Here is a 25,722-nt window from a genome sequence, read left to right as displayed (position 1 = left end):
AGGTACAAGCGTGAAGTCGGGGCATAAAAATAAAAAACTGAGCATAATTAATAACACACGCTTGAAAAGAATGGAAACTTTCTATCATAGTATTATGGTAATTTAGATATGCACAATACTTTTATTATCAGTTTGGATAGATATTTTAGTTTTAAGTGCTCCACTAATTCAATCATTTTTGCTGATACCGTTTTTTCATTACCTTATACTCTTTTAATCTCCAATTCTATATCTTTTCTGATATTTTCTAGTATGTTGAGAAAATGTGTAGCTTATAATATTTTTATATCATCGCCAACAATACTTAACTTGTGTATGATTTTGAATATTCAATGGTTCCATAATTGTTTTAAATTATACTCATCTACTTTCATTTCAACTACTTGATATTTTGTTTCTATTGAATAAGATTTCCTTTTAATAGAAAAACACTTTCGCATGAATCAATTTTAATATGAATTCAACGAAAGTGTTTTTTTCGATATTTGGGACATTGTCCCAAGTTTTTTACTTATTAACAATTAAAGACCAGAACTGAAATAAGTTAAAAACAAATAAATCAGTTCTAGTCTTCATTTTTCGATAGAACAGTGAATTCAATTCAAATTCTGTCCTAATATATAATTAACATTCTTGTTGAGGGAGTCAACAGAGCTATTAATTATTTGAACTTACGTTTACGTGCAGCTTCAGATTTCTTTTTACGTTTTACGCTTGGTTTTTCGTAAAATTCACGTTTACGTACTTCTTGAATAGTTCCACTTTTTGATACTGAACGTTTAAATCTACGTAAAGCATCTTCTAGTGATTCATTTTTACGTACTACTGTTTTAGACATCTGTATTTCCCTCCCTCCAAATATCAACGGAACTTTATAGTCATTGCATAGTAAAACTATGCAGTTATTAGTATAATATAACTCTAAATGACGGTCAATCAGTAAAATTTACAATTTTTTATTAATTAAACAAGTACTTCTTTTTCAGATTGATTCGTTGCATGTTTAACAACACGTATTGCTTTGCCTTCATTAATTGGATAATTGGCTTTAACTATCTTGACCTTTACTATTTGACCTATTAATGAGTCATCTCCTTCAAATCTTACCTTCATATAATTGTCAGCATAGCCAACAAGTGTATGTGGTTCTTCACCCATTTCTTCAGGTATAACTTCTAAAACTTCATCTTCAAATTTAGAAGCATATTCTTTGGCTAATTGATTACTTAGACTAATTAGTTTGTGTACACGAACATTTTTTGTTTCTTCATCAATTTGATTGTCCATTCTTGCAGCAGGCGTTCCTATTCTAGGAGAATAAGGGAATACGTGTAACTCTGAAAAATGATGATTTACGATGAAATCGTAAGTTTCTTGGAATTCATCTTCAGATTCTCCAGGGAAACCAACGATTACATCACTAGTAACTGCTAAATCAGGTAATGCTTGATGTAATTTTGTCAATCTTTCTGAAAAATGTGCCATGGTATATTTACGTCTCATACGTTTTAACACATCATCAGACCCAGATTGTAGCGGTATATGTAAATGACGTACCACCTTATTTGAGTTTCCAATGACATCAATAACTTCATCAGTAAGTTGACTTGCTTCAATAGAAGAAATACGTATACGTTCAAGCCCTTCAATAGTATCTAAATCTCTTAGCAATTGTGCTAGATTATAATTTTTAAGGTCTTGCCCATAACCACCAGTGTGAATACCTGTTAATACAATCTCCTTATAACCAGAGTTAACAAGTTGAGTAGCTTGTTCTACTACTTTTTCTGGATCTCTAGAACGCATCAATCCACGTGCCCACGGGATAATACAGAACGTGCAAAAATTATTGCAGCCTTCCTGTATTTTTAATGAAGCACGTGTTCTATCAGTAAAGTAAGGAACTTCTAATTCTTCATAAGTTCTATTTTTCATGATATTGCCTACACCATTAATAGGTTGTCTCTCGTCCTGAAATTGTTGTATATAGTCTAACAATTTATGTCGGTCTTGAGTACCTACAACGATGTCAACACCAGGGATTTCCATAATTTCGGCAGATGATGTTTGTGCGTAACACCCAGTTACACAAACGACTGCATCAGGATTTTGTCTAATAGCTCTTCTTATTATCTGACGACTTTTTTTATCCCCTGTATTTGTCACCGTACATGTATTAATAACAAATACATCAGCATTTGTTTCAAATTCTACTCTTTCATAATTTGCATCTTTAAATAATTGCCAAATTGCTTCAGTTTCGTAATGGTTTACTTTACAACCTAATGTGTGAAACGCAACTGTTGACATAATCTTCACCCCAATAATTCTTTTTCATAACTTACTGCACTTAAAGCGTAAAGAGGTGCAGTTTCAGCACGCAAGATACGTGGACCTAATCCAACTATAGTACTTACATCACCGAATAATGAAATTTCACTATCTGATAGCCCACCTTCAGGTCCAAATATGATTAAAACACGATCCTGTGTCTTAAATTGTTTAATTGTTTGCTTAAATTGACTTAATTCACCGTGCTTTGCTTGTTCTTCATATGCTATAAGAACATAGTCATATTGACTTATCATACCATAAATTTCTTTTAAATTCGACTTAAATTTTATATTTGGTATTGTTAAACGATAACTTTGTTCTGCAGCTTCCTTTATAATTTTTTGCCATCTCGATAATTTCTTTTCTACTTTAGAATCATTGAGCTTGACCACAGAACGTTCCATGGCTACAGCTATAAACTCATTTGCCCCCATTTCAGTTGCTTTTTGTATCATCCATTCATATTTGTCTGCTTTGATTAAACCACTACATATTGTAATGTTCTGAGGTAGTTCAGTGTTAATTTGTTGCTTTTCTACTAATTTAATTTCAATCGATTGATCGTTTATTGAAATAATTTTACATTTGAATACATTTTCATCTGAAAAAGTGACAATAATATTTTGTCCTTCTTTATAGCGCATAACATTCACGATATGATGATAGTCTTCTTTGTTTTCAATAAAAAAGCACTGATTTTCATCAGCGCTTTGATTCATAAAATATCTTTGCAAATTATCCACTCACTTTCTGACCAACTATACAAACCCAGCCATTGTCATGTTCTACTGAAATAATTTTGAAACCAATACGCTTCATTTGTGATTCTATATCTTGATACTTTTCTTCAATAATACCTGATGTGATAAAATAACCATCTTCAATTAAAGTATTATAAGTATCTTCAATCATTTCTTCAATAATATGAGCAAGAATATTTGCAATAACGATATTAAATTTCTCATTTTCATTTTTTAATAAATTACCTGGAACTGCTTCAATTGCATCATCACAATGATTTTTCTTAAAGTTTTCTTTTGCCACATTTACAGCCATTTCATCTATATCTAATGCCTTTATTCTTTGAACTCCAAGTAAATGACTAGCAATACTTAAAATGCCTGACCCTGTTCCAACGTCGATAACTGAATCAGTTGGTTTTACAAAAGTTTCAATTGCTTTTAAACACATACTTGTCGTTGGATGATCACCTGTTCCAAAAGCCATACCTGGATCTAATTCAATGCACAATTCGTTATCATTTTCTTTAACATATGATTCCCAACTTGGTACTATCGTAAATTGTTTTGAAGCTCTAAATGGATGAAAATAATTCTTCCATTCATTTTCCCAATCTACTTCGGCAATAAGTTTTTCCTGGTAATCATAAATTGTTTTATCAATTTGCTGAAGACTTAATATTTCATAATTGATGTTAGATTTTAAGTTTTCATTATAAGTGAACTCATTAAAGTAAGCTTTTAATCGAACTCCTTTTTCAGGATAGTCTTCAGGGTTTAAGTCATAAATTTCTCCAAACTTATCAACAGGTTGTTCTTCTAAAATATTTGAATCTTCAATTACAACTCCATTAGAGCCATAACTTTCAAGAATTTCTGTAACATCGTATTCTACTTCGTGATTAACTACAATTGAGAGTTCCATCCAATTCATTGACTATTCTCCTTTAAAGAATCTTTTCGCTCTATCTTTGAAATTAGAGGACTGTTCATTTATATTTTCACCATTAATTTCAGCAAATTCTTTTAATAATTCTTTTTGACGGTCATTTAATTTTGTTGGTGTAACCACTTTTATGTTGACAAATAAGTCCCCGTAGCCATAACCATGAACATTCTTTACACCTTTATCTTTAAGTCGGAATTGTTTACCCGTTTGTGTACCTGCCGGAATGGTTAAAACAACATTACTTTTTAATGTAGGTATCTTAATTTCATCACCTAGTGCAGCCTGTGAAAAGCTAATATCTAGATTATAGTAGATATCGTCTCCATCACGTTCAAATGTATTGGATGGTTTAACTCTGAACACCACATATAGGTCACCATGTGGTCCTCCGTTAACACCAGGTGAACCTTCTCCAGCTAAACGAACTTGTTGTTCGTTATCTACACCTTCAGGAACAGTTACTTCTAGTTTAACTGTTTTATTTTCAGTACCTTTTCCTTTACATGTTGGACATGGTTCTTCAAATTCTTGTCCACTACCTTCACATTTAGGACAAACTTGTTCAGTTCTCACTCTACCCAAAATAGTATTTTGTTCAACAGAAACACGACCAGCGCCATTACAATAGCTACAAGTTTTTTTACTTGTACCAGGTTTAGCCCCATCACCGTTACATGTATGACATGTTACATCTTTTTTTATTGATATTTCTTTTTTTGTTCCGAATACAGCCTCTTCAAATGTTATTGTCATTGTGTATTGAAGGTCATCACCTTTGCGAGGTGCATTAGGATCTCTTTGACGTGAACCGCCACCAAAGAATGAGCTGAAAATATCTTCAAATCCACCAAAGTCACTGCCACCAAAGCCTTGACTACCAAATCCACCTTGTGGTCCGTCATGACCAAATTGATCATAATTTGCACGTTTGTTTTCATCACTTAAAACTTCATATGCTTCGGAGATTTCTTTGAATTTTTCGTCTGCGCCTTCTTCTTTATTTATATCTGGATGGTATTTTTTTGATAATTTACGATAAGCTTTTTTAATTTCGTCTTTAGAAGCGCTTTTGCTTACGCCTAAGACCTCATAATAGTCTCTTTTGGCCATAATTACCTCTCCTTTTATACGTTTAACAAGAATAGTTTATCTAATTGTTTCTTAATATCCAAATAAAAAGTCAAAGTCAATGATCGATTGACTTTGACTTTTTTACTAAAAACTTAATAGATAATTATAAGTTAAATACTAAACTTATTTTTTATCTTCGTCATCTTTAACTTCTTTAAAGTCTGCATCTTCAACAGTACTATCTTGAGAACCTTGTTCTTCTTGAGCTTGTTGTTGTGCTTGTTGAGCTTGTTCATAAACTTTTGCAGATAATTCTTGAATTACTTTTTCAAGTTCTTCTTTTTTAGCTTTAATATCATCGATGTCTTCACCTTCTAATGCTGTTTTAAGTGCATCTTTTTTCTCTTCAGCATTTTTCTTATCTTCATCACTAATATTTTCGCCTAAGTCTTTAACTGTTTTTTCAACTTGGAATACTAGACTATCTGCTTCGTTTCTCAAGTCAACTTCTTCACGACGTTTTTTATCTGCTTCAGCATTTTCTTCAGCATCTTTAACCATGCGATCAATTTCTTCATCAGATAGAGATGAGCTTGATTGTATTGTGATATTTTGTTCTTTATTAGTACCTAAATCTTTAGCTGTAACGTTAACAATACCGTTTTTATCGATATCAAATGTTACTTCGATTTGAGGTACACCACGTGGTGCAGGTGGAATGTCAGTTAATTGGAATCTTCCTAAAGTTTTGTTGTCAGATGCCATTGGACGTTCACCTTGTAATACATGAATATCTACCGCTGGTTGATTGTCAGCTGCTGTAGAATAAACTTGTGATTTGGATGTTGGAATAGTAGTATTACGTTCAATTAATGTGTTCATACGTCCACCCATAATTTCGATACCTAAAGATAATGGCGTAACATCAAGTAATACCACATCTTTAACATCACCAGTGATTACACCAGCTTGAATAGCAGCACCCATTGCTACAACTTCATCTGGGTTAACACCTTTATGTGGTTCTTTACCAATTTCTTTTTTAACAGCTTCTTGAACGGCCGGAATACGTGTTGAACCACCAACTAAAATAACTTCATCTATTTCTGAAGTAGATAAACCAGCATCTTTTAATGCTTGACGAGTCGGTTCCATAGTTTTTTTGATTAATGAATCAGCTAATTCTTCAAATTTAGAACGAGTCAAACTAATTTCTAGGTGTAATGGTCCATTTTCTCCAGCAGAAATGAATGGTAATGAAATTTGAGTTTGAGAAACACCTGATAAATCTTTTTTAGCTTTTTCAGCAGCATCTTTTAATCTTTGTAATGCCATTTTATCTTGTGATAAATCAACACCATTCTCTTTCTTGAATTCTGAAACAAGATAATCAATAATTACTTGGTCAAAGTCATCGCCACCAAGTTTATTATCTCCGGCAGTTGATAATACTTCAAATACACCGTCGCCTAACTCTAGAATAGATACGTCAAATGTTCCCCCACCTAAGTCAAATACGAGAACTTTTTGATCTGTTTCAGTTTTATCTAACCCATAAGCAAGTGCAGCAGCTGTAGGTTCGTTGATAATACGTTCAACTTCTAAGCCTGCAATTTTACCAGCATCTTTAGTTGCTTGACGTTCACCATCATTGAAATAAGCAGGGACAGTGATAACAGCTTTGTCTACTGTATCTCCTAAATAGTTTTCTGCAGTGCTTTTTAAGTTTTGTAAAATCATTGCTGAAAGCTCTTGTGGTGTATAAGATTTACCTTCAATATCTACTTTATAATCTGTACCCATATGACGTTTAATAGACTGTACAGTGTTAGGATTTGTGATAGCTTGTCGTTTTGCTACTTCACCTACTTGAGTTTCACCATTTTTAAATGCAACCACTGATGGTGTAGTACGTGCACCTTCTGGGTTTTGAATTACTTTTGGTTCATCTCCTTCTAAGATAGAAACACAAGAGTTAGTTGTACCTAAATCAATTCCAATTACTTTACCCATAATATAATTCCTCCAATTTAATCATTTTATTTATTTCAATGTATTTTCAATCTAATTATTGATTTACTTTTACCATTGATGGTCTTAAAACACGATCCTTAAGTTTGTATCCTTTTTGCAATTCTTGAGTAACTTCACCTGATTTAAAATCAGGATTGTCATCTTGAACGACAGCTTGATGTAAATTAGGATCGAATTCCTTACCTTCAGCTAAAATTTCTTCAAGACCATTGTCTTTTAAAGCTCTTAGTAAACTTTCATGAACCATCTGCACTCCTTTTTGAAGTGATTTGAACGATTCATCATCACCTTCAATTTGTAGTGCACGCTCAATATTATCTATAGACGGTAAAATGTCAGTTAAAACACCTTGAGCTTTATAAGTAGCATTAATTTGATTTTCTTTTTGAATTCGGCGTTTATAATTTTCGAATTCAGCATATAATCTTAAATATTTTTCTTCATTATCATTTGCAAGCTTTTCTAATTCTTTAATTTTAGTATCTTGAGACTCTGACTCTTCATCCTTGATACTTTCTTCTGAATTATTTTCTGAATCGCTAGCATTAGCTTCACTATTATCTGTGTTAGATACTGAGTTTTCAATCTTTGTATCATTCTGATTATCTTCAGTTTCTACATTAATATCTTCCTCAGTATTATTCACTGACTGATCTTTTTCTGACATAGTCTGACCTCCAATACATTTCCAATTACTACCATATACGGTTTAATAATTGAATTACATTTTGATAATGCATTGCAGTTGGTCCGATTACTGCAATTTGACCTTTTAGTGACTCATCAAAATGATACTGACTAGTCACAATTGATATATCGCTTAAACTATCATCAATCTCTTTACCAATTCGGACACTGATTTGAGATGTTGATATATCTTCTAATAATTCAGTTATTTTATTTGATTCTATATATTGAAGAATCGGTTGAATAGATGAAACGTTGGACTCATTTAACGCATCAATAAGTTTAACCTTTCCACCCATATAAATGCTATTACTTTGATTACCAATTTGTAAATTTATCATCTCAACTACTTCATTTGCAAGCAATAGCTCTTCTTTTTGACTAAAGTAAGACTCGATGTTTTGAGTTAGTACTTTGCGATTAAAACTGAAATGTTCAGTCAAAAAGTTTGCTATTTTATTTAAATTAATATTATTTAGTTGAGCATGCGATACAAAATGTATATTTTCAACATGTCCAGAAGAAAATACCATTACTAAAATAATCAAATGGTTGTTAGCACGAATTAGATGTATATCATTTATAACATCTTGCTTGTGATTCGGGCGGACTACCAACGTTGCATATTGAGATTTCATAGATAATTCATGTGCAAAGTTTGAAAGTGCAGTCGAACTATCATAATGATTCTCAATTAATAATTGATTTAAACGTTGAATTTTGTTTTGACTTTGATGAGATGTTTGTTCTAAAAGGCGATTGACATAATATCTAATCCCTGATTCAGATGGAACCCTTCCAGAAGATGTGTGTGTCTTCTCAATGAAATGCATTTCTTCGAGTTGCTTCATTTCATTTCTAATGGTAGCTGGACTCACATCCAAGTGATGACGATGAATTAGAGTTTTAGATCCAATCGGTTGTCCAAAATCAACATAATCTTCAACAATAGCATTAAGGATGCTTAATTGTCTTTTTGTAATCATGTTTTCACCTCATTAGCACTCTTTTGTCTCAAGTGCTAATTATAATTTATCAAATTGGTCAAAGTAAGTCAATGTTAAAGCACTAAAATTTCTAACTTTTTATGAATTTAGCAAAAATGCTTCAAAAACCTCGTTACCTATGACTTTTCCACGTTCGGTTAAAGATATAAATTCTCTTTCCTCTTTTATGAGTCCCCTACACCTCAAATCTTTAATAGTTTCACCAAACACCTCATCGATTAGTTTATTAAACTTTTTCTTAAAACGGCTTTTACTAACACCTTGATTCATTCTTAAACCAAGAAACATTTCTTCTTCCATTCTTTCGTTATAAGTAGGAGATGTTTCAGATAGTATTGGTTTTTTTCCTTCATTTATCGCTTTAATATAATGATTTACTGGATTAAGATTTGTGTAACGTACACCGTTTACATAACCACTTGCACCAGCACCAAAGCCATAGTATTCTTCATTTAACCAATATACTTTATTATGGTTTGATTCATGATTAAGTTTACTAAAATTAGAAATCTCATATTGATGAAATGATGAGTTTTTCATACGATCCATTAAAAATTGATACATTTCTGCCCCTAAATCTTCATTTGGTAATTTTAAATGTCCCTTTCTATACAAATTATAAAACTGGGTTTTAGGTTCAAGAATTAATCCATAACTTGAAATATGATCAATATCCAATGCAATGGCACGTTCTAGGCTGTCTTTAAAATCGTCGATAGTTTGTTGTGGTAAATGGTACATTAAATCCAAACTTATTGATTCAATACCTGCTTTTCGGGCATGACTAACAGCATTATATATATCTTCAGTTTTATGAGTTCTGCCTAAAATTTTTAATAGTTCAGGTTTAAATGTTTGTACACCCATTGATATTCTATTTACGCCATATTGTTTTAAAAGTACAACTTTTTCATAAGTTAACTCATCAGGATTAGCTTCAACAGAAAATTCTCCGCTAATTGTAAATGTTTGATTAATTGCTTTAAGTAGCTTCTCAAGTTGTCTCATATTCAAGGCTGTCGGTGTACCACCTCCGACATACATTGTTTCAAGATTTCTGTTATTATCAACTTGCATCTCGTTAATAAGTGCGTCTAAGTATTCATCGACTGGCTGTTTATCGATAAAGTATTTATTGAAATCACAATAAGTACAAATTCTATAGCAAAATGGAATATGAATATATGCACTTTTTACACTCACTTTATAACCACCAATCTTTAAATCATTTATATAGTTTTCACATTATATGCTTATATCACTCTAGACATTATAAAATGAGGTAAGACATAAAGAATGTCTATACCCCATTCATCTACATTATTCATCATCCATTTTTAATACTGCTAAAAATGCATCTTGAGGAATTTCCACATTGCCTACTGCTTTCATTTTAGCTTTACCTGCTTTTTGTTTTTCTAAAAGTTTTCGTTTACGACTGATATCTCCACCATAACATTTAGATAAAACATTTTTACCCATAGATTTAATGTTTGTTCGTGCAACAATTTTTTGACCAATAGCCGCCTGAACTGGCACTTCAAATTGTTGTCGTGGAATTAATGTTTTTAATTTTTCTACAAGCGCTTTTCCTCTTTCATATGCAAAATCTCTATGGACAATAAAACTTAGAGCATCAACTTTATCTCCATTCAGTAATATATCCATTTTAACAAGATTACTTTCTTTATTCTCAATAAATTCATAATCAAAAGAAGCATAACCTTTTGTATTAGATTTAAGTTGATCAAAGAAATCGAAAACTACTTCAGATAATGGAATTTCATAAACAATATTAACCCTTATATCATCAAGATAATCCATGTTTATAAATTGACCTCTTTTACGTTGACATAACTCCATCACTGCACCTACATAATCATTCGGCACCATCATCGTAGCTTTGACAAATGGTTCATAAATATGTTCTATTTTATCTCTTTCGGGCATTTGTGCTGGATTATCAACTGAAACTTCAGAACCATCTTTTAAAATACATTGATAGATAACAGAAGGCGCTGTTGCAATGAGTTCAATACCAAATTCTCTTTCGATTCTTTCTTGAATAATCTCCATATGTAACATTCCTAAAAATCCAGTTCTGTATCCAAAACCAAGGGCTTGTGAAGACTCTGGTTCAAACTCTAAGGATGCGTCATTAAGTTGTAATTTTTCTAAAGCTTCTCTTAGGTCATTATAGTCTTTATTGTCAATAGGGAATAGACCACAATATACCATTGGATTCATCTTTTTATATCCTTGTAACGGCTTGTCAGCAGGTCTTTCAGCTAAAGTAATTGTGTCACCTACTCTAGAATCATCAACATTTTTGATGCTTGCGATAATGTAGCCCACATCACCAACTGTTAATTCTTCTATCGGTAGTTGCTTAGGTGTATTGATTCCCACTTCTGTAACTTCAAATTCTTTACCGGTAGCCATCATTTTAATTCTATCCCCAGCTTTAACAACACCATCAATAATTCGAATTGAAGATATTACTCCTCTGTATGGATCATATTCTGAATCAAAGATAAGTGCTTTAAGTGGGGCTTCAGGATCACCGTCCGGTGCTGGTACAACATCAACTATTTTCTCTAAAATTTCTTCAATACCTATATTTGACTTAGCACTTGCGAGTACTACATCTTCTTGATCAATACCTATAACATCTTCTAATTCTTGCTTAACTCTATCAGGCTCAGCTGCAGGCAAGTCTATTTTATTAACAACTGGCAAAAGTTCCAAATCATTATCTAATGCTAGATAAACGTTTGCTAAGGTTTGTGCTTCTATACCTTGGGCAGCATCAACTACAAGAATTGCACCTTCACATGCAGCTAATGAGCGAGAAACCTCATACGTAAAGTCGACATGCCCTGGTGTATCTATCAAATGAAATGTATAAGTTTCTCCATCTTTAGCTTCGTATTTTAATCGAACAGCATTTAGTTTAATAGTGATGCCTCGTTCTCTTTCCAAATCCATAGAGTCAAGTAATTGATCTTGCATTTCTCGAGTTTCAACTGATTTTGTATTCTCTAAAATTCGATCAGCTAATGTCGATTTACCATGGTCTATATGCGCAATAATGGAGAAATTTCTAATATTTTCTCTTCTATTGTATCGTTCTTGCTTATCCATTTTATCCTTCTCGCTTTCATCTTTATAACCTTTCACTTCTATGTATCTTTGATATAGTAACGTTTTTATTACTTTAATGCAATATATCTTTGACATAATTAATTAAATGTAAATTCTAACATAACTATTATATCTACTTCAGTAGTTCATTCCAACAATTAAAAAGTAATAAATTCAATTGAAGTTACTTTTAAATAAATGATTGCACAAATATAAGACATTTGATAAAATATTTCTTGTTGTAATCAAATAAATTTTGATAAGTTATGATCACTTTTAGGAGGTGACAGTAATGCCAAACATTAAATCTGCAATCAAACGTGTAAGAACAACTGAAACAGCTGAAGAAAGAAATATTTCTAAGAAAAACGCTATGCGTACAGCTGTGAAACGAGCTAAAACAGCTATCTCTACTGATGCTGAAAACAAAGATGAATTATTAAGATTTGCTATCAAACAAGTTGATAAAGCATCTCAAAGTAATTTAATCCATTCTAATAAAGCTGACCGTATTAAATCTAAACTTATGTCAGCTAATAAATAATGATTATTAAAACAGAGAGGCTGGGACATAATTCCTAGCAAAATAGCCAGTAAATGAGTTTTCATAAATTCATTTACTGGCTTCTTTATTTACAATACTTCGTATTGTTGGCTCGCTTTCTTAGGGGACAGCTTCAGCCTGTAGTCTTCAGCTTGTCCTGATCCCTCAAGAGTCTCGCCAAAATACTTTGTGTTTATATGCCTACACCCAATCTGTGTTTTCAGGACGTAAGATAGAAAAATTACTCAATGATAGTATCCGAATGATGTGGCTATCACAAAATCAAAAGCCTTCTTATAAAACGATTAATCGATTCAGAGTAAATCCCAAAGTAGACGCTTTATTAGAATCATTATTTATTCAATTTCATAGTCAGTGTTTGAAACAAAATATTATAGATGATTAGGCCATTTTTATTGATGGTACGAAAGTTGAGGTAAATACCAATCGATATACATTTGTATGGAAAAAGAGTATTCAAAACCTTGAGTCAAGGATGAATGAAAACTCTAAAGCACTCTATCATGAATTAGTGATAAATAGAATCATACCTGAGATTAAAGAAGAGCATGATAATGACTTAACAAAAGAAGAAATAGATTTGATTGGTAGTCATTTAGATAAAGAAATCGAAGATTTAAACCAACATATCGATAATGAAAAATGTACTAAAATAAGAAAACAAATACGGCTCAAAAGAACTAAAATTAAAAAATACAAAAAGCAAATTAATGATTACTCTAAGCGAAAGCATAAATACGAAGTCCAAAAATCTATTTTAAAGGATAGAAATAGTTATTCTAAAACAGACCACGATGCCACATTTATGAGAATGAAAGAAGATTAAATGAAAAATGGACAACTTTAGCCAGGGTATAATTTACAAATAGCGACAAATTCTCAATTCGTTTTATTTTATGATGTGTATCAAAATCCGACTGATACAAGAACACTAATACCTTTTTTAAATTCAATTCAAGAGACTTACGGTCATTTACCTGAATATATTGTAGCTGACGCAGGTTATGGTAGCGAAGCCAATTATATGGCAATTATAGATAATTTTAATCGAACGCCACTCATAACTTATGGAATGTTTAAAAAAGATAAAACTAAAAAATATAAAAGTGACATCTTCAATACTCGTAATTGGGATTATTACGAAATTAACGATGAATTCATTTGTCTGAACAATCAAAGACTAGGATTTAAAAGATATGCCTATCGTCATGATAAATATAGTTTTAAACGAAACTTTAAATTATATGAATGTGATGATTGTTCAGAATGTCCTCTGAAACAACAATGTATGAACTTCAAATCAAAAACAAATAAAAAAATAATGAAAAATTATAATAGAGAACTAGGATTTGTGCTAATGGTACTTAATATAAGAGAAGTAACAGCTCAACGAGCTGAAAATAATCAAAAAAATTATAACAAAGACAATTTCTATATTATTTCAATAGAAATTGTCTTTGTTTACTTATCCTGGGACTTTATGTCCCACACTCCTTTTATTCCTTTACAAGCAATATTTCTATTGTTGATAGGATATATTTTATATTTGCTACCTCAAACTTTTTATAGAGATAGTATGAATAATTCTAAAATAAGTTGTTTATCCATATAAGATGATTTTAGTTTGTAGTCAGTCTCTGCACAAGCGTTTATGATGTTAAACAAACTTTCTAGTTTATAATGACGGGATTGATTGAGTGCTAGTTTTACTCTATAAGGGTGTGCATTTACAGTCTTTGCAATTTGTTGCCCACTATAGCCTTTTTGACTAAGAATTTTACATTGATAATATAATCTATAATTACTAGTAATTAATGCCAGTAATTTTATAGGTTCCTCTTTCATAATAATTAAGTCATTGACTAATTGTATAGCTTTATTCTTTTTACCTTTTTGAATGTATTCAGTTAGTAGAAAAACATTTTGCTCTAAACTTCTATTAATAATTAGATCGATATCTTCTTTATTAATTATAGGTCTTTCGCCTATGAATAAAATTAACTTTTCCAATTCTTGAGAAACAATATTATAGTTAACACCAGTTAATTCAATAAATAATTCAAGAGCATCTTGCTTAATATCTTTATAATTATTGTTTAGTGTATTTTTAATCCAATGCTTTAATTCCTTCTCAGACATTTGTTCAATTTTCTTAAGTTGTGCATTTTTCTTTAATGTTTTCGTGAGTTTTTTTCGCTCATCTAGTTTAGACTGATACACTTCAAAAATAATGAGATTTTCACCATCATATTTTTCTAAAAATTTTATAAGCTCGTCAGAATTGTGATTTAAATCTTTAGAAAATTTTTCTCCTGTAAAAACATATGAGTTTTTAACAACAATTGCTTTTTTATCCGAAAAAAAAGGCATAGTAAGTGTCTCTTCAATAATCGGAGTTAGGTCACTCTCGTACAAGTTGTATTTTACATAATTAAAGTCATCTATCTCTTGTCCTAGATAATCATTTACAATTTCTTTTGTTTTCTTTTCGACTAATTCTGGTACTTCACCGTAGACAGTGAAGATATTGTTGCTCATACGTACACCTTCCTCTATATATCATACGCATGAATTATATCACTTTACGATACACTTTCTCTAGCTAAACTCTTTTGATTTAAAATATCACGGTAGACTATGTAAACTTCTTCATCTAAATTTATAGTTAATTCCCCGTTGTCTTGAGTATCAAAAACTTTACTACCATAATATTTTAATCTTTGAATAACATCCAAATTAGGTAAATGATACTTATTATTTTTACCACTAGATATAAGACTGATTTTAGGTTCAATATCTTTAATAAATAATTCCGAACTACTTGTCCTACTTCCATGATGACCAACTTTTAGAATATCTATTTTTGGTAAATTATATCTCTTCATAAGAATGTCTTCATTATTAACAGTTGCATCTCCCATCAGTAAAATATTAATATCATTATATTGAATTAATGTAACAATAGAATGTTCATTTTTATCATCACTTAATGGTATAAAACTATTTAAAAAGCTTATCTTACTATTATCAATTTCTATTTTTTTAACTTGGTTTACATCTATGATCTTTATCTCTTTCTCCTTGCATTTTGTCGTAACCTCTTTAAGTAATTCTAATGGGAAACTTTCAATATTTAAAACGAGATTATTCACATTAATATTATTTAAAAAATATATTAATTCACCCATATGATCAGCATGAGGATGTGTAATTACTAAATAATTTATAGTGGTAATACCCTTTTTCTTAATACTGGGTAAAATTTTATATTTGGCAATATTATTATGTTTAAAACTTACATTTTCATTTCTTTTCCCTCCTGTATCAATCAAAACATTTTTATTTGACTTTGTTTTGAATAAAATGCTATCTCCTTGGCCCACATCAAAAAGTGTTAACTCGGCATAATGTGGTCCAATTAAATGTGTAAAAATGATTAAAACAATTAAAAAACTTATTACGGATGTAACAATCCCTCTATAGACAAGTATGTAAAGAAAAATTAACGTTAGTATAATCAAAATAAGTAAACTATATTGGTTTAATTTAGGAATGTACCACTTAAAATGATTTAAATTTAAAAATAAATGAACTATCCAATCGTGAATTTTAAAAAGCATATTTATATAGGTATTTAATAGTAAGCTATGTTGAAAAAAGTGAATTAAAATAAAGTAGATAATGACAGAAGGAAATAATATAAAAGAGTAGAATGGAACAAATATCAAATTAGATAGCAAACCTATCCATTGAAATTGATTAAAATGATAGATATTAATTACAATTGAACCTAATTGAGCCAAAAAGCTAATAATAAATAAACATTTAAGTGGTTTTAAACCACTTATATATGGTTTTGTCAATATAATAAATAAACTTATCAAAAAAGAGAACTGAAAACCAATATGATTAATAAATTGAGGATTTAAGACAATCATTAACACAAATATAAATGAAAGCACATGTATAGAACTTTTCCTAAAATGGATTGGCAACATAAGTATGATGATTGCAATTGAAATAGCACGCATGGCACTGGGTACAAATCCAGTATAAACAGCGTAGATTAATAATAGTAAAATAGTTACACCTTTAATGAGAACTAGAGGTATATTTAAACGTACTAACAGTTGATAAACGAGGACAATAATTGTACCAACATGTGTACCACTTATAGCTAGTAAATGGTAAATACCTATATCTCTGATGTTAGATTTGTAGTATTCATCAATTAGAGAGGTATCACCAGTTATCAACGCTAATATTCTTTCAGGATGCGTGACTCCAGATTTATGAATAATTTTGGTGATATAATTTTGATGATGATATATAGGAGTGAAAATACTGTTTTCCTGGCAAGACTTAAATTGAACTGTTGAAATATTCAACAAGAGAAACTCTTTATCGAATTTAAATTCTCCTTTAACTCGACAACTTTTATGAGTTAAATCTTGCTTCAAATTTGACTTTAATGCTTTATAAAAGTATCTATAGTCTTTATTTTTATAATTTAATATGCCAGTATAGTATGTTGATTTAGGTGTAAAAGATTTAAAACTAACAAAATCATCAATAAAAGGTTCACTATATAAACTATTTAAGTTTTTAATTTCAGTTTGGTTATAGGAACTTATTAAAAAAAATGAACTTATAGCTGAAATAAACATTAATGATAGTATTATAATATTAAGCCTTTTAATCATAATTAGTAACAAAAGCGTTAATATTAAGGAGATAGAGATTACTTTGAATTTTATCCAAAGTACCCCTACCAAAAAAGAAAGAGCAATGTAAAACATTGGTTATTCTTGAGTCAGATATTGAGCAACATATTCAGGTGAAAACGGAATTTTTTTATATTCAATTCCTGATTGCTTCAATAATTTAATGGCATAGTCATGATTATGATAATCTTGTGCATAGTAAATCGTTTTGATACCTGCTTGTATTATTGATTTCGTACAATTTAAACAAGGGAAATGAGTAACGTAAATCGTTGCACCTTCTGTTGATACACCCTGTTTTGCACATTGTAGTAGCGCGTTCATTTCTGCATGAATAGTACGTATACAATGTCCATCTTCAATCAAACATCCCTCATCAATACAGTGCACTTCTCCAGCTACTGAGCCGTTATATCCACCCGCTATTATTCTATTATCCTTTACGATTGTAGCACCAACTGATAATCTTCTACACGTTGATCTTAATGCCAGTAAATGACTCTGAGCCATGAAGTATTCTTCCCATTTAATTCGTTCCATTAACTATGCCTCCTTAAAATAAGTAGTTGTAATATTTATAGCTTAATCATTTAGATTTAATATTGCAATAAATGATGATTTAAATAGTAAAATGTTCTTTCAGTTTTTCAAATGTCTTCTTTCCAAATCCTTTTATTTTCATTAAGTCATTGATACTATTAAATCCATTATTTTTTTCTCTGTAATTTAAAATATCTTTAGCTTTACTTGGACCTATACCTGGTATGTTTTTCAATTGTTCTTCAGTAGCAGAGTTTAAATTCAAAGGTTGATTCGTGTTGATTTTTACGTCACTCGAATTCAATGCTGCTTGCTGTGAGTCTATTTTCATACTATTCTCACCCTTTTTAGGAACATAGATAAGTTTTTGGTCAACTAATTTTTCAGAAAGATTTAATTGTGATAAGTCTGCATCCTTTAATACCTCTGCTTTATTTAAAGCATCAATGACTCTATTCGAAGAAGACATTTCATATACATTCGGATGTTTAACAGCACCTTTAATATCGATAAATATTTTAGTTTCTTTTGTATTATCTTTTTGAATAGACACTTCTTTTTTATTTAACTTTTTGTTGTTTGTTATTTGCTGGTCAGATAATTTAGATTGTCCTTCCTGACTATTCTGTTTCAAATCACTATTGTTATCGTTGAACAAGTAAAAAAAGAATGTTATTAACATTATTAATATAATTAAGATGTAAAATTTCCATTTCATAAAAAAGTCGATATATCGCCTATTAATATTAAACACAAAAAATCACTCCTTCAGTATTATTAACGTACTGAGAAGTGATTTTACTTTTAAAAATTTATTTTTTAGCAACAAAAAATAAACGATGAGCATCTTCTTCATGACTGTGAATGTTAAAGTCTGTAAAAGTCTTAACACTATGATACCCAACATCTTGTAGTAAATTTCGATAGATTTGTTCGTCATATGTTCTTTGATAATGTGATTCGTCAAAGCGTCGATACAATCCATTTTGCTGTGATACAAAGAAAGTCATTTCATGATAAACACTTAATGGTTCTTCCCCACATATTGCATCCCAACCTACAAAAACATTATCAGATTCATCAATATAACTTTTATTATTAAATAATGTTTTCATTTTATGAACAGTATGTACATCAAAAATAAAAACACCATTTTTATTTAAATGCTGATACACTCTTTCGAATGTCATTTTTACATCATTTAATGTTTCTAAATAATTCAGTGAATCACAAAATATTGTAATCATATTAAATTTTTTGTTCAAATTAAAGTGAGTCATATTGCCTTCAATCCACTTCACCTGATTTGTTTTTTGGCTAGCTATTGATAACATATCTACACTAATATCCATACCAGTAACTTCACCTAGTGACGTTAGTAACTGTGTTAAGTTGCCAGTACCACAACCAATATCTAACAAATCATGACTATCAGAAGGTAAGAAATGTTGAACAATATTAAACCACGAATGATACGGTTGATCTTGAGTAAGTTGGTCATAAACTAAACTCATATCTTCATATTGATTCATGACTAAAATACTGCCTGACCATATTCTTTAATAGGTGCATCTTGATACAATTTCTCTAAATTGTAGTAGCTTCTTTCATCTTTATGAAACACATGAACAACTACATTTGCTAAATCAATAAGTATCCATCGAGCTTCTTGATAGCCTTCCATACGTTTAACTTCAATATCATGTTTATGTGCCACTTCTTTAACAGATCTAGCAATGGACTGAACTTGACGTTCATTGTTCCCGTGACAGACTACAAAATAATCTGTCATATCACTAATTTCATTCATATTGAGAGAAATAATATCTTCTGCTTTCTTATTCTCTGCCGCTTCGACAGCAATATTTAATAATTCTTCTGAATTCATTTAATCATCCTTTATTCTTTCATCGCTATAATTATAATAATTTAAACACGCAATTGTGGCGCCATATACAGTAATATCCTTTTCTATTAAAAATAATACAGTACGCTTAGAAATCTCATAAATTGTCTTATCTAAGCTACCTTGATTGTATGCCATATCTCTAATTTCTTCAACTCCAGGCGTTTTTCTACCAGGCTCTATATAGTCTGCAATAAAAACAAGTTTCTCAGTTTTAGTCATTTGTTGACGTCCAGTCGTATGATATTTTATAGCAAGTAAAACTTCTTCATCATTTACATCAAATTCATGCTTCATAATTGCCGCACATACTGGTCCATGAAGAATCTCTCCACCATAACTAAGCAAATCACTTTCAAGGTCATGTTGTCTAACAATTTGATACATTGTACTTAAGTCTTCGTATTTACAGTAATCATGTAATATACCTGCCAACTCAGCTTTTTTGATATCACCATCGTATATTTCTGCTAACTTAACTGCGGTATCCGCCACTCGTAATGAATGTTGATAACGTTTATCAGGCAGTTTTTCTTTTACCAGTTCTTTAGCTTTACTTATCTCCATATAACCCCTCCTCCTTTATATAATTCTCTACCCCTTTGGGTACTAAAACTTTTATAGATTGGTTCATTTTCACTCTATTTCTAATCATTGTGGAGCTTATATCTATTCGAGGTATCTTTATAGAAATCATCTCTTTACTTACATTTTGGTTATCAGTTTCTCTATTCACAACAATAAAGGTTACAAGTTTTTTTAATTCATTAATTTTATACCACTTATCCAATTGTTTATACTGATCTGTTCCAATAATAAAGTATAACTGTGCATTATGATATATTTCTCTGAGATGCAAAATGGTTTCATACGTATAGCTTGGACCTTTTCTATCTAAATCAGTAGTGCAAATTTCACCAAATCCAATCTCCTTAATAGCGAGCTGTATCATTTTTACTCGTTGTTCAGAATATAATTGTGTATTATGATGCTTTAAAGGGGCCATATAACTAGGCAAAAAGAAAAATATATCTGGTTTAATAGCATGATAAACCTCACTTGCTACTGCTAAGTGAGCAGTGTGAATCGGGTTAAATTGACCGCCAAAGAGAACGATTTTTTGATTCATTATGGCAATTTGATTTCTTTATTTTCTTCAGACTCTTTATATAACACAATCATTGACCCGATTATTTGTACCAATTCACTTTGCGTTTGCTCAGCTACTATTGCTGCTAAATCTTTTTTATCATCAAAATTATTTTGTAATATATGAATCTTAATTAATTCTCTCTTTTCTAATGTTTCAGAAATTTGTTGAATCATATTTTCATTAATACCACCTTTACCTATTTGGAAAGTTGGATCAATGTTATGAGCTAAACTACGTAAATATCTTTTTTGCTTACCAGTTAACATCATAATTCTCCTTTCAATTCATGAATTACTACTTTTTTCATTGCTTCTATATCTGGTTCTAGATTAGTCCAAATTTTAAAACTTTCAGCACCTTGATGAACGAACATATCGAGACCATTATAGATTGGATTTCCTTTTTGTTCAGCTTCTATCAGTATTGGTGTTTTATATGGATTATAAACAATATCACTTACTAATGTATGAGAAGCTAAACGATTTAAAGAAATTACAGAATCTTTATTTCCGTTCATACCAGCAGGTGTAGTGTTTATTATAATATCAAATTCATCTAAATGGCGTTCTGCATGGCTTAAATTTATTTTGTTAATATTTAACGACCAATTATTAAAACGAGACATCGTTCTATTTGCAACTGTTAAAGTAGGACGAACGATTTTATATAATTCATTTGCTATGCCTTTACTTGCGCCACCTGCACCTAAAATTAATATATAAGCGTCTTCTATACCTTCATATATTTGTTTTAAACCATTAACATAACCAATTCCATCAGTATTATAACCAATCCACTTACCATCTTTAACTAAAACTGTATTTACCGCCCCAACAGATTTCGCTTGTTCATTAATATCATCTAGGTACGGAATAATACGTTCTTTATGTGGAATAGTAACATTGAATCCATCAATGCTCTTTTCTGAAATTATTTTTTTTATGTCTTGAAATTGATTAACTGGTACATTTATCGCTTCATAAGTGCTTTCCAATTTTAAAGATTGAAAATTAGCATGATGCATCAATGGCGATAATGAATGAGAAATGGGGTTTCCAATTACTGCAAATTTCACTTTTATCACCTCTTTTTAAAGAATTGAATTTCTTAAAATAACATCTACATGTTTTGGAACACGAACTATCACTTTTGCACCAGCATCAATAGTTATGAATCCTAAACCAGATATCATAATATCACGTTTAGTTTTACCGGTTTCCAGTCTTACTGCTTTTACATCATTAAGATTAAATTGTTGTGCATCTTGAGGTGGTGAAAGCAATGCGCCTAATTGAGATTTCCATAAATCATTAGCTTTTTCGGTTTTAGTTCTATGAATATTTAAATCATTTGAAAAGAAACAAACAAGTGGTCTTTTACCACCAGATACATAATCAATGCGTGCCAATCCTCCGAAAAATAATGTCTGTTTTTCATTAAGTTGATACACACGTTGCTTTATTTCATTTTTAGGTATAATGATTTTCAACTCATTTTCAGATACATAGTTTGTCATTTGATGTGATTGAATGATACCTGGTGTATCAAACATAAATGATTTTTCGTCTAATGGAATATCTATCATATCTAAAGTTGTTCCTGGAAAGCGTGATGTAGTTACTACATCCTTTTCTCCCACACTCTGTTCAATTAATTTATTAATTAATGTAGATTTTCCAACATTTGTTGTACCTACAATGTATACGTCATCTTTATTTCTTACGTGGTTTATAGATTGCAATAATTCATCAATCCCCCAACCTTTATTTGCAGAAATAAGAACGACATCTTCTGCTTCTAATCCATATTTACGAGCAGATTTTCTTAACCATTCTTTTACACGTCGATGATTAATTTGTTTAGGTAATAAATCTATTTTATTTGCCACTAATATAATTTTTTTATTACCAACAATCCGTTGTATTGCATTGATGAATGACCCTTCAAAATCAAACACATCTACTACATTGACAATAATTCCTTTTTTTTCAGATAGTCCAGTAAGTAGATTTAAAAAATCTTCACTTTCCATACCCACATCTTGAACTTCATTATAATTTTTCAATCTAAAACATCTTCTACAGATGACATCTTCTCGAAACATATTATGTTCTGGAACATAGCCGGGTGCGTCTTTATTTTCTGACTGTAGGGGTGCACCACATCCAATACATTTTAGTATTTCATTCAATCAATTTTCCTCCCATTTAATATAACCTTTTTTTCTAAAATGATTTAATAATCGTCTTTCAATTAATCGATTAAACTTTGTAATTAATCCATCAGTCCGTTTAACAGGTACTACCATAATTGTATATAAACCATTACAATTGCCACCAAACACATCAGTAAGCATTTGATCTCCTACAACAACAGTTTCTCTCGGTTGGATTTTCATTTTTTTTATAGCCATCTTAAAGGCTTTCCCCATTGGTTTACGTGCTTTGAATATATAATCTACACCTAAACTACTAGAGAAACTTGATACACGACTTTTATTATTATTTGACACAATTGTAACAGTTATTCCTAAATCTTTAGCCTTAGCAAACCACGATTTAACACCGTTAGTAGGTTCTTTAACATCCCAACCAACAAGTGTATTATCTAAATCAGTTATGATACCTTTAACACCACTATCAGCAAGTTTTTCTATATCAATTTCAAATATTGATTTCACATATGCATTTGGCATAAATAAATTTTTTATGATTCCCACTATCTTTTCACCTTTACCTTTATAATGATTCTACTAATAATGAAACTGTCTCACTAGATGATAAAGCTGCTTTATCTAAAAATTCTTCAAAAGAAATATCGGCTTTACCGTTTGCTAAGTCAGAAACAGCTCTAGTTACGATAAATGGTACTTTAAATTGGTAACATGTTTGCGCAATTGCAGTTGCCTCCATTTCGACAGCCATAGCTTCTGGAAATTGTTGCTTAATTTTTTGTCGCTGCTCTGAGCTACCTATAAAACTATCACCACTAACAATCATACCTACTTTACCATTCAGTTGTTGTTGTTCTAATACATGCATTGTTTTTTTCAACAATGTAGGATCAGTAGTATAAGTTTTAGGCATTTGAGGTATTTGTCCATATTCATAACCAAACGCTGTAGCATTAGCATCATGATATAAAACATGGTTACTCACTAATATATCTCCAATAGATAGTGTTTGATCTAATGCACCTGCTGATCCAGTATTGATGACGACTTCTGGATTAAATTTTTCTATTAACAAAGTCGTTGAGATAGAAGCATTAACTTTACCTATACCACTTTGTGTTAAAACCACATCTTTGTGGTTTAGCGTGCCAACATAAAATTTAACATGCGCAATATTTATTTCATTCATATCATTCAATTTACGCTTTAAAATCGTCACTTCTTCTTCCATTGCTCCAATAATTCCTATCATATATCTTTTTACACCTCATTTATAAAGCATTAGCATAAGTATTTTATCACATTTTAAATATCTCCACGATAGTGAGTTTTAAAGTATGAATGCTTAAATCACTATGATTAATTAATATCTCTTCTTATTTATAATTAAAAACTACCCTGCAATTGATTTAAAACAGTTGCGGGTAGTCATTGAACTTTATTATACAATTAACCTTTCCAAAGACTTGCTAAATCTTGTAATGAAAAAATACCAGTCATTATCGTGACAATGACGGCTATAATACCAAAAACAAGCATCCATGTTGGGTGTTGGTAATCACCAACGATAGATTTTTTCCTACTTGCAATGAGAATTGCACCTAATGTGATTGGTAGAATCCAACCATTAATTGCTCCAGCTATTATAAGTAAACTCACCGGTTTACCAATAAATAAGAAAATAAAAGTTGAAATTACAATAAATATAATAACGATAAGATTATTTTTATGGAATAACGATTTGTGTAGTGTTTTTAAAAATGTTGCGCTAGTATATGCAGAACCAATTACGGAGGACATTGCTGCTGCAAATATTACTACACCAAAAATATTTTTTCCTATAGGACCTAATGCATGTTGGAAAACCGATGCTGGTGGGTTATCTGAACTAAGCGTAACGCCAGTTACAACAACACCTAGTACAGCTAAAAACAATAAGGTACGCATAACACCAGTTGTTAAAATACCTGCTATAGCAGAGCGATTTACGAAAGGAAGGTATGTTTTACCTTTTATACCAGAATCTAGAATTCTATGTGCACCTGCAAAAGTAATATAACCCCCTACTGTACCACCAACTAATGTAATTATAGGTAATATAAGTTTGAAAGGATGTTCAGGTGCAAATGTATGTACTAATGCATCTCCATAAGGGGGATTTGAAACGACCATGACATAAGCTACTACTAAAATCATTACGATACCTAGAATCATACTAATAACATCCATTATTTTCTGACCACTTCTACTAACAAAGATAAGAATCGCAAAAATAGCTGTTATTGCAGCCCCCCATTTGACATCAAGACCAAATATTGCATTTAAACCTAAACCTGCACCAGCAATATTACCTATGTTAAATGCGAGACCTCCAAATGCAATTAGAATGGAGATAATAGTACCAAGTCCAGGTAATACTTTATTAGATATTTCTTGACCACGTAAACCAGTTACCACTAATATTCTCCATATATTTATTTGAGCGCCTATATCTATAATAATAGAAATTAATATTGCGAATGCAAAACTAGCATAAAATTGTGCAGTAAACACTGCAGTTTGAGTCAGAAATGCTGGACCAATAGCTGATGTAGCCATTAAAAAAACTGAACCATATAATAATCGTCTATGTCTTTTTGTGAATTTAAAATTTTGTCCATTTTGTTTGAAATCTTGTTTTGTATTTTCCCCCATC

Annotated in this window: 25 protein-coding genes and 1 pseudogene; 2 read left to right on the top strand and 24 right to left on the bottom strand. The window is 30.8% G+C overall.

Features of this window, described 5'->3' with window-relative positions; genetic code table 11:
* Window positions 1-661: 661 nt before the first annotated feature.
* The 10 genes from rpsU to lepA all read right to left on the bottom strand — a co-directional run bounded on the left by rpsU (window position 662) and on the right by lepA (window position 11,966).
* On the bottom strand, window positions 662-838 hold the full coding sequence (gene rpsU, locus NST35_RS05970; RefSeq protein ID WP_000048060.1) for a 30S ribosomal protein S21: 177 nt from the start codon (window positions 836-838) through the stop codon (window positions 662-664).
* 125 nt (window positions 839-963) lie between these two features.
* Window positions 964-2,310 carry a tRNA (N(6)-L-threonylcarbamoyladenosine(37)-C(2))-methylthiotransferase MtaB gene (gene mtaB, locus NST35_RS05965; RefSeq protein WP_001831098.1) on the bottom strand — a complete coding sequence of 449 codons (1,347 nt, stop codon included), beginning with the start codon at window positions 2,308-2,310 and terminating at the stop codon, window positions 964-966.
* 5 nt (window positions 2,311-2,315) lie between these two features.
* Entirely contained in the window at window positions 2,316-3,068 is a 753-nt protein-coding gene (locus NST35_RS05960) for a 16S rRNA (uracil(1498)-N(3))-methyltransferase (protein ID WP_002456176.1), read from the bottom strand.
* A gap of 1 nt (window position 3,069) precedes the next feature.
* The gene (prmA, locus tag NST35_RS05955) at window positions 3,070-4,008 is read right to left on the bottom strand and encodes a 50S ribosomal protein L11 methyltransferase (protein ID WP_001831256.1); all 939 of its coding nucleotides are present in this window, start codon (window positions 4,006-4,008) and stop codon (window positions 3,070-3,072) included.
* A 3-nt stretch (window positions 4,009-4,011) separates the two neighbouring features.
* The gene (dnaJ, locus tag NST35_RS05950; RefSeq protein ID WP_233649607.1) at window positions 4,012-5,133 is read right to left on the bottom strand and encodes a molecular chaperone DnaJ; all 1,122 of its coding nucleotides are present in this window, start codon (window positions 5,131-5,133) and stop codon (window positions 4,012-4,014) included.
* Between the two features lie 144 nt (window positions 5,134-5,277).
* A complete protein-coding gene (gene dnaK, locus NST35_RS05945) occupies window positions 5,278-7,107 on the bottom strand; it encodes a molecular chaperone DnaK (RefSeq protein ID WP_002446567.1) in 1,830 nt (609 codons plus the stop codon).
* A 55-nt stretch (window positions 7,108-7,162) separates the two neighbouring features.
* Window positions 7,163-7,795 carry a nucleotide exchange factor GrpE gene (gene grpE / locus NST35_RS05940; protein ID WP_002457748.1) on the bottom strand — a complete coding sequence of 211 codons (633 nt, stop codon included), beginning with the start codon at window positions 7,793-7,795 and terminating at the stop codon, window positions 7,163-7,165.
* 28 nt (window positions 7,796-7,823) lie between these two features.
* Complete coding sequence (gene hrcA, locus NST35_RS05935; RefSeq protein WP_002457749.1) at window positions 7,824-8,801, bottom strand: heat-inducible transcriptional repressor HrcA; 978 nt, start codon at window positions 8,799-8,801, stop codon at window positions 7,824-7,826.
* Window positions 8,802-8,900: 99 nt separating this feature from the next.
* Window positions 8,901-10,025: a radical SAM family heme chaperone HemW gene (hemW, locus tag NST35_RS05930; RefSeq protein ID WP_002457750.1), complete on the bottom strand. Its 1,125-nt coding sequence runs from the start codon at window positions 10,023-10,025 to the stop codon at window positions 8,901-8,903.
* A gap of 117 nt (window positions 10,026-10,142) precedes the next feature.
* Window positions 10,143-11,966: a translation elongation factor 4 gene (gene lepA / locus NST35_RS05925; RefSeq protein ID WP_002457751.1), complete on the bottom strand. Its 1,824-nt coding sequence runs from the start codon at window positions 11,964-11,966 to the stop codon at window positions 10,143-10,145.
* 292 nt (window positions 11,967-12,258) lie between these two features.
* Here lepA and rpsT point away from each other — a divergent pair, with 292 nt between their 5' ends.
* Window positions 12,259-12,510, top strand: a complete 252-nt coding sequence (gene rpsT / locus NST35_RS05920; RefSeq protein WP_001831221.1) for a 30S ribosomal protein S20 — start codon at window positions 12,259-12,261, stop codon at window positions 12,508-12,510.
* A 193-nt stretch (window positions 12,511-12,703) separates the two neighbouring features.
* Window positions 12,704-14,023: pseudogene (locus NST35_RS05915) on the top strand (IS1182 family transposase); the annotation flags it as partial.
* Between the two features lie 71 nt (window positions 14,024-14,094).
* On the opposite strand, the gene holA reads toward NST35_RS05915, so the two are convergent.
* The 14 genes from holA to NST35_RS05845 all read right to left on the bottom strand — a co-directional run bounded on the left by holA (window position 14,095) and on the right by NST35_RS05845 (window position 25,721).
* A complete protein-coding gene (gene holA, locus NST35_RS05910) occupies window positions 14,095-15,069 on the bottom strand; it encodes a DNA polymerase III subunit delta (RefSeq protein WP_002457753.1) in 975 nt (324 codons plus the stop codon).
* Between the two features lie 44 nt (window positions 15,070-15,113).
* Window positions 15,114-17,330: a DNA internalization-related competence protein ComEC/Rec2 gene (locus NST35_RS05905; protein ID WP_002457754.1), complete on the bottom strand. Its 2,217-nt coding sequence runs from the start codon at window positions 17,328-17,330 to the stop codon at window positions 15,114-15,116.
* Between the two features lie 3 nt (window positions 17,331-17,333).
* Window positions 17,334-17,795, bottom strand: a complete 462-nt coding sequence (locus tag NST35_RS05900) for a ComE operon protein 2 (protein ID WP_002446577.1) — start codon at window positions 17,793-17,795, stop codon at window positions 17,334-17,336.
* A gap of 79 nt (window positions 17,796-17,874) precedes the next feature.
* On the bottom strand, window positions 17,875-18,549 hold the full coding sequence (locus NST35_RS05895) for a helix-hairpin-helix domain-containing protein (protein WP_002457755.1): 675 nt from the start codon (window positions 18,547-18,549) through the stop codon (window positions 17,875-17,877).
* A 58-nt stretch (window positions 18,550-18,607) separates the two neighbouring features.
* The gene (locus NST35_RS05890; RefSeq protein ID WP_002446579.1) at window positions 18,608-19,327 is read right to left on the bottom strand and encodes a class I SAM-dependent DNA methyltransferase; all 720 of its coding nucleotides are present in this window, start codon (window positions 19,325-19,327) and stop codon (window positions 18,608-18,610) included.
* Window positions 19,328-19,329: 2 nt separating this feature from the next.
* Window positions 19,330-19,683: a ribosome silencing factor gene (gene rsfS / locus NST35_RS05885; protein WP_002457756.1), complete on the bottom strand. Its 354-nt coding sequence runs from the start codon at window positions 19,681-19,683 to the stop codon at window positions 19,330-19,332.
* Complete coding sequence (gene yqeK, locus NST35_RS05880) at window positions 19,684-20,268, bottom strand: bis(5'-nucleosyl)-tetraphosphatase (symmetrical) YqeK (RefSeq protein WP_020362628.1); 585 nt, start codon at window positions 20,266-20,268, stop codon at window positions 19,684-19,686.
* Complete coding sequence (locus tag NST35_RS05875; RefSeq protein WP_002457757.1) at window positions 20,255-20,830, bottom strand: nicotinate-nucleotide adenylyltransferase; 576 nt, start codon at window positions 20,828-20,830, stop codon at window positions 20,255-20,257. The genes yqeK and NST35_RS05875 overlap by 14 nt, the downstream gene beginning before the upstream one ends.
* Entirely contained in the window at window positions 20,830-21,120 is a 291-nt protein-coding gene (yhbY, locus tag NST35_RS05870; protein ID WP_002496727.1) for a ribosome assembly RNA-binding protein YhbY, read from the bottom strand. Before yhbY ends, NST35_RS05875 begins: the two co-directional genes overlap by 1 nt.
* Entirely contained in the window at window positions 21,120-21,929 is an 810-nt protein-coding gene (gene aroE / locus NST35_RS05865) for a shikimate dehydrogenase (RefSeq protein ID WP_340747275.1), read from the bottom strand. The genes yhbY and aroE overlap by 1 nt, the downstream gene beginning before the upstream one ends.
* Window positions 21,930-21,944: 15 nt before the next feature.
* Entirely contained in the window at window positions 21,945-23,045 is a 1,101-nt protein-coding gene (gene yqeH, locus NST35_RS05860; RefSeq protein WP_001832784.1) for a ribosome biogenesis GTPase YqeH, read from the bottom strand.
* A complete protein-coding gene (locus NST35_RS05855) occupies window positions 23,046-23,549 on the bottom strand; it encodes a YqeG family HAD IIIA-type phosphatase (RefSeq protein ID WP_202595933.1) in 504 nt (167 codons plus the stop codon).
* 43 nt (window positions 23,550-23,592) lie between these two features.
* A complete protein-coding gene (locus NST35_RS05850; protein ID WP_002457760.1) occupies window positions 23,593-24,279 on the bottom strand; it encodes a 5'-methylthioadenosine/adenosylhomocysteine nucleosidase in 687 nt (228 codons plus the stop codon).
* A gap of 197 nt (window positions 24,280-24,476) precedes the next feature.
* Entirely contained in the window at window positions 24,477-25,721 is a 1,245-nt protein-coding gene (locus NST35_RS05845; RefSeq protein ID WP_020362631.1) for an NRAMP family divalent metal transporter, read from the bottom strand.
* Window position 25,722 lies beyond the last annotated feature (1 nt).

This window comes from Staphylococcus sp. FSL W8-0304 (genome assembly GCF_038006565.1).
GTDB lineage: Bacteria > Bacillota > Bacilli > Staphylococcales > Staphylococcaceae > Staphylococcus > Staphylococcus epidermidis.
Note: the sequence above shows the minus strand (reverse complement) of the source record. Positions and strands in the feature narration are given on the sequence as shown.

Excerpts from the sequence above, each read along its gene's own strand:
- yhbY (WP_002496727.1), bottom strand. The coding sequence starts at position 21,120 with ATGTTAACTGGTAAGCAAAAAAGATATTTACGTAGTTTAGCTCATAAC.
- prmA (WP_001831256.1), bottom strand. The coding sequence starts at position 4,008 with ATGAATTGGATGGAACTCTCAATTGTAGTTAATCACGAAGTAGAATAC.
- dnaK (WP_002446567.1), bottom strand. The coding sequence starts at position 7,107 with ATGGGTAAAGTAATTGGAATTGATTTAGGTACAACTAACTCTTGTGTT.
- NST35_RS05900 (WP_002446577.1), bottom strand. The coding sequence starts at position 17,795 with ATGGAACGAATTAAATGGGAAGAATACTTCATGGCTCAGAGTCATTTA.
- NST35_RS05850 (WP_002457760.1), bottom strand. The coding sequence starts at position 24,279 with ATGATAGGAATTATTGGAGCAATGGAAGAAGAAGTGACGATTTTAAAG.
- holA (WP_002457753.1), bottom strand. The coding sequence starts at position 15,069 with ATGAGCAACAATATCTTCACTGTCTACGGTGAAGTACCAGAATTAGTC.
- lepA (WP_002457751.1), bottom strand. The coding sequence starts at position 11,966 with ATGGATAAGCAAGAACGATACAATAGAAGAGAAAATATTAGAAATTTC.
- NST35_RS05855 (WP_202595933.1), bottom strand. The coding sequence starts at position 23,549 with ATGCCAAATGCATATGTGAAATCAATATTTGAAATTGATATAGAAAAA.
- NST35_RS05890 (WP_002446579.1), bottom strand. The coding sequence starts at position 19,327 with ATGAATCAATATGAAGATATGAGTTTAGTTTATGACCAACTTACTCAA.
- NST35_RS05905 (WP_002457754.1), bottom strand. The coding sequence starts at position 17,330 with ATGTTTTACATTGCTCTTTCTTTTTTGGTAGGGGTACTTTGGATAAAA.
- rsfS (WP_002457756.1), bottom strand. The coding sequence starts at position 19,683 with ATGAATTCAGAAGAATTATTAAATATTGCTGTCGAAGCGGCAGAGAAT.
- rpsU (WP_000048060.1), bottom strand. The coding sequence starts at position 838 with ATGTCTAAAACAGTAGTACGTAAAAATGAATCACTAGAAGATGCTTTA.
- yqeK (WP_020362628.1), bottom strand. The coding sequence starts at position 20,268 with ATGGAGATAAGTAAAGCTAAAGAACTGGTAAAAGAAAAACTGCCTGAT.
- hrcA (WP_002457749.1), bottom strand. The coding sequence starts at position 8,801 with ATGATTACAAAAAGACAATTAAGCATCCTTAATGCTATTGTTGAAGAT.
- grpE (WP_002457748.1), bottom strand. The coding sequence starts at position 7,795 with ATGTCAGAAAAAGATCAGTCAGTGAATAATACTGAGGAAGATATTAAT.
- NST35_RS05875 (WP_002457757.1), bottom strand. The coding sequence starts at position 20,830 with ATGAATCAAAAAATCGTTCTCTTTGGCGGTCAATTTAACCCGATTCAC.
- rpsT (WP_001831221.1), top strand. The coding sequence starts at position 12,259 with ATGCCAAACATTAAATCTGCAATCAAACGTGTAAGAACAACTGAAACA.
- dnaJ (WP_233649607.1), bottom strand. The coding sequence starts at position 5,133 with ATGGCCAAAAGAGACTATTATGAGGTCTTAGGCGTAAGCAAAAGCGCT.
- mtaB (WP_001831098.1), bottom strand. The coding sequence starts at position 2,310 with ATGTCAACAGTTGCGTTTCACACATTAGGTTGTAAAGTAAACCATTAC.
- NST35_RS05845 (WP_020362631.1), bottom strand. The coding sequence starts at position 25,721 with ATGGGGGAAAATACAAAACAAGATTTCAAACAAAATGGACAAAATTTT.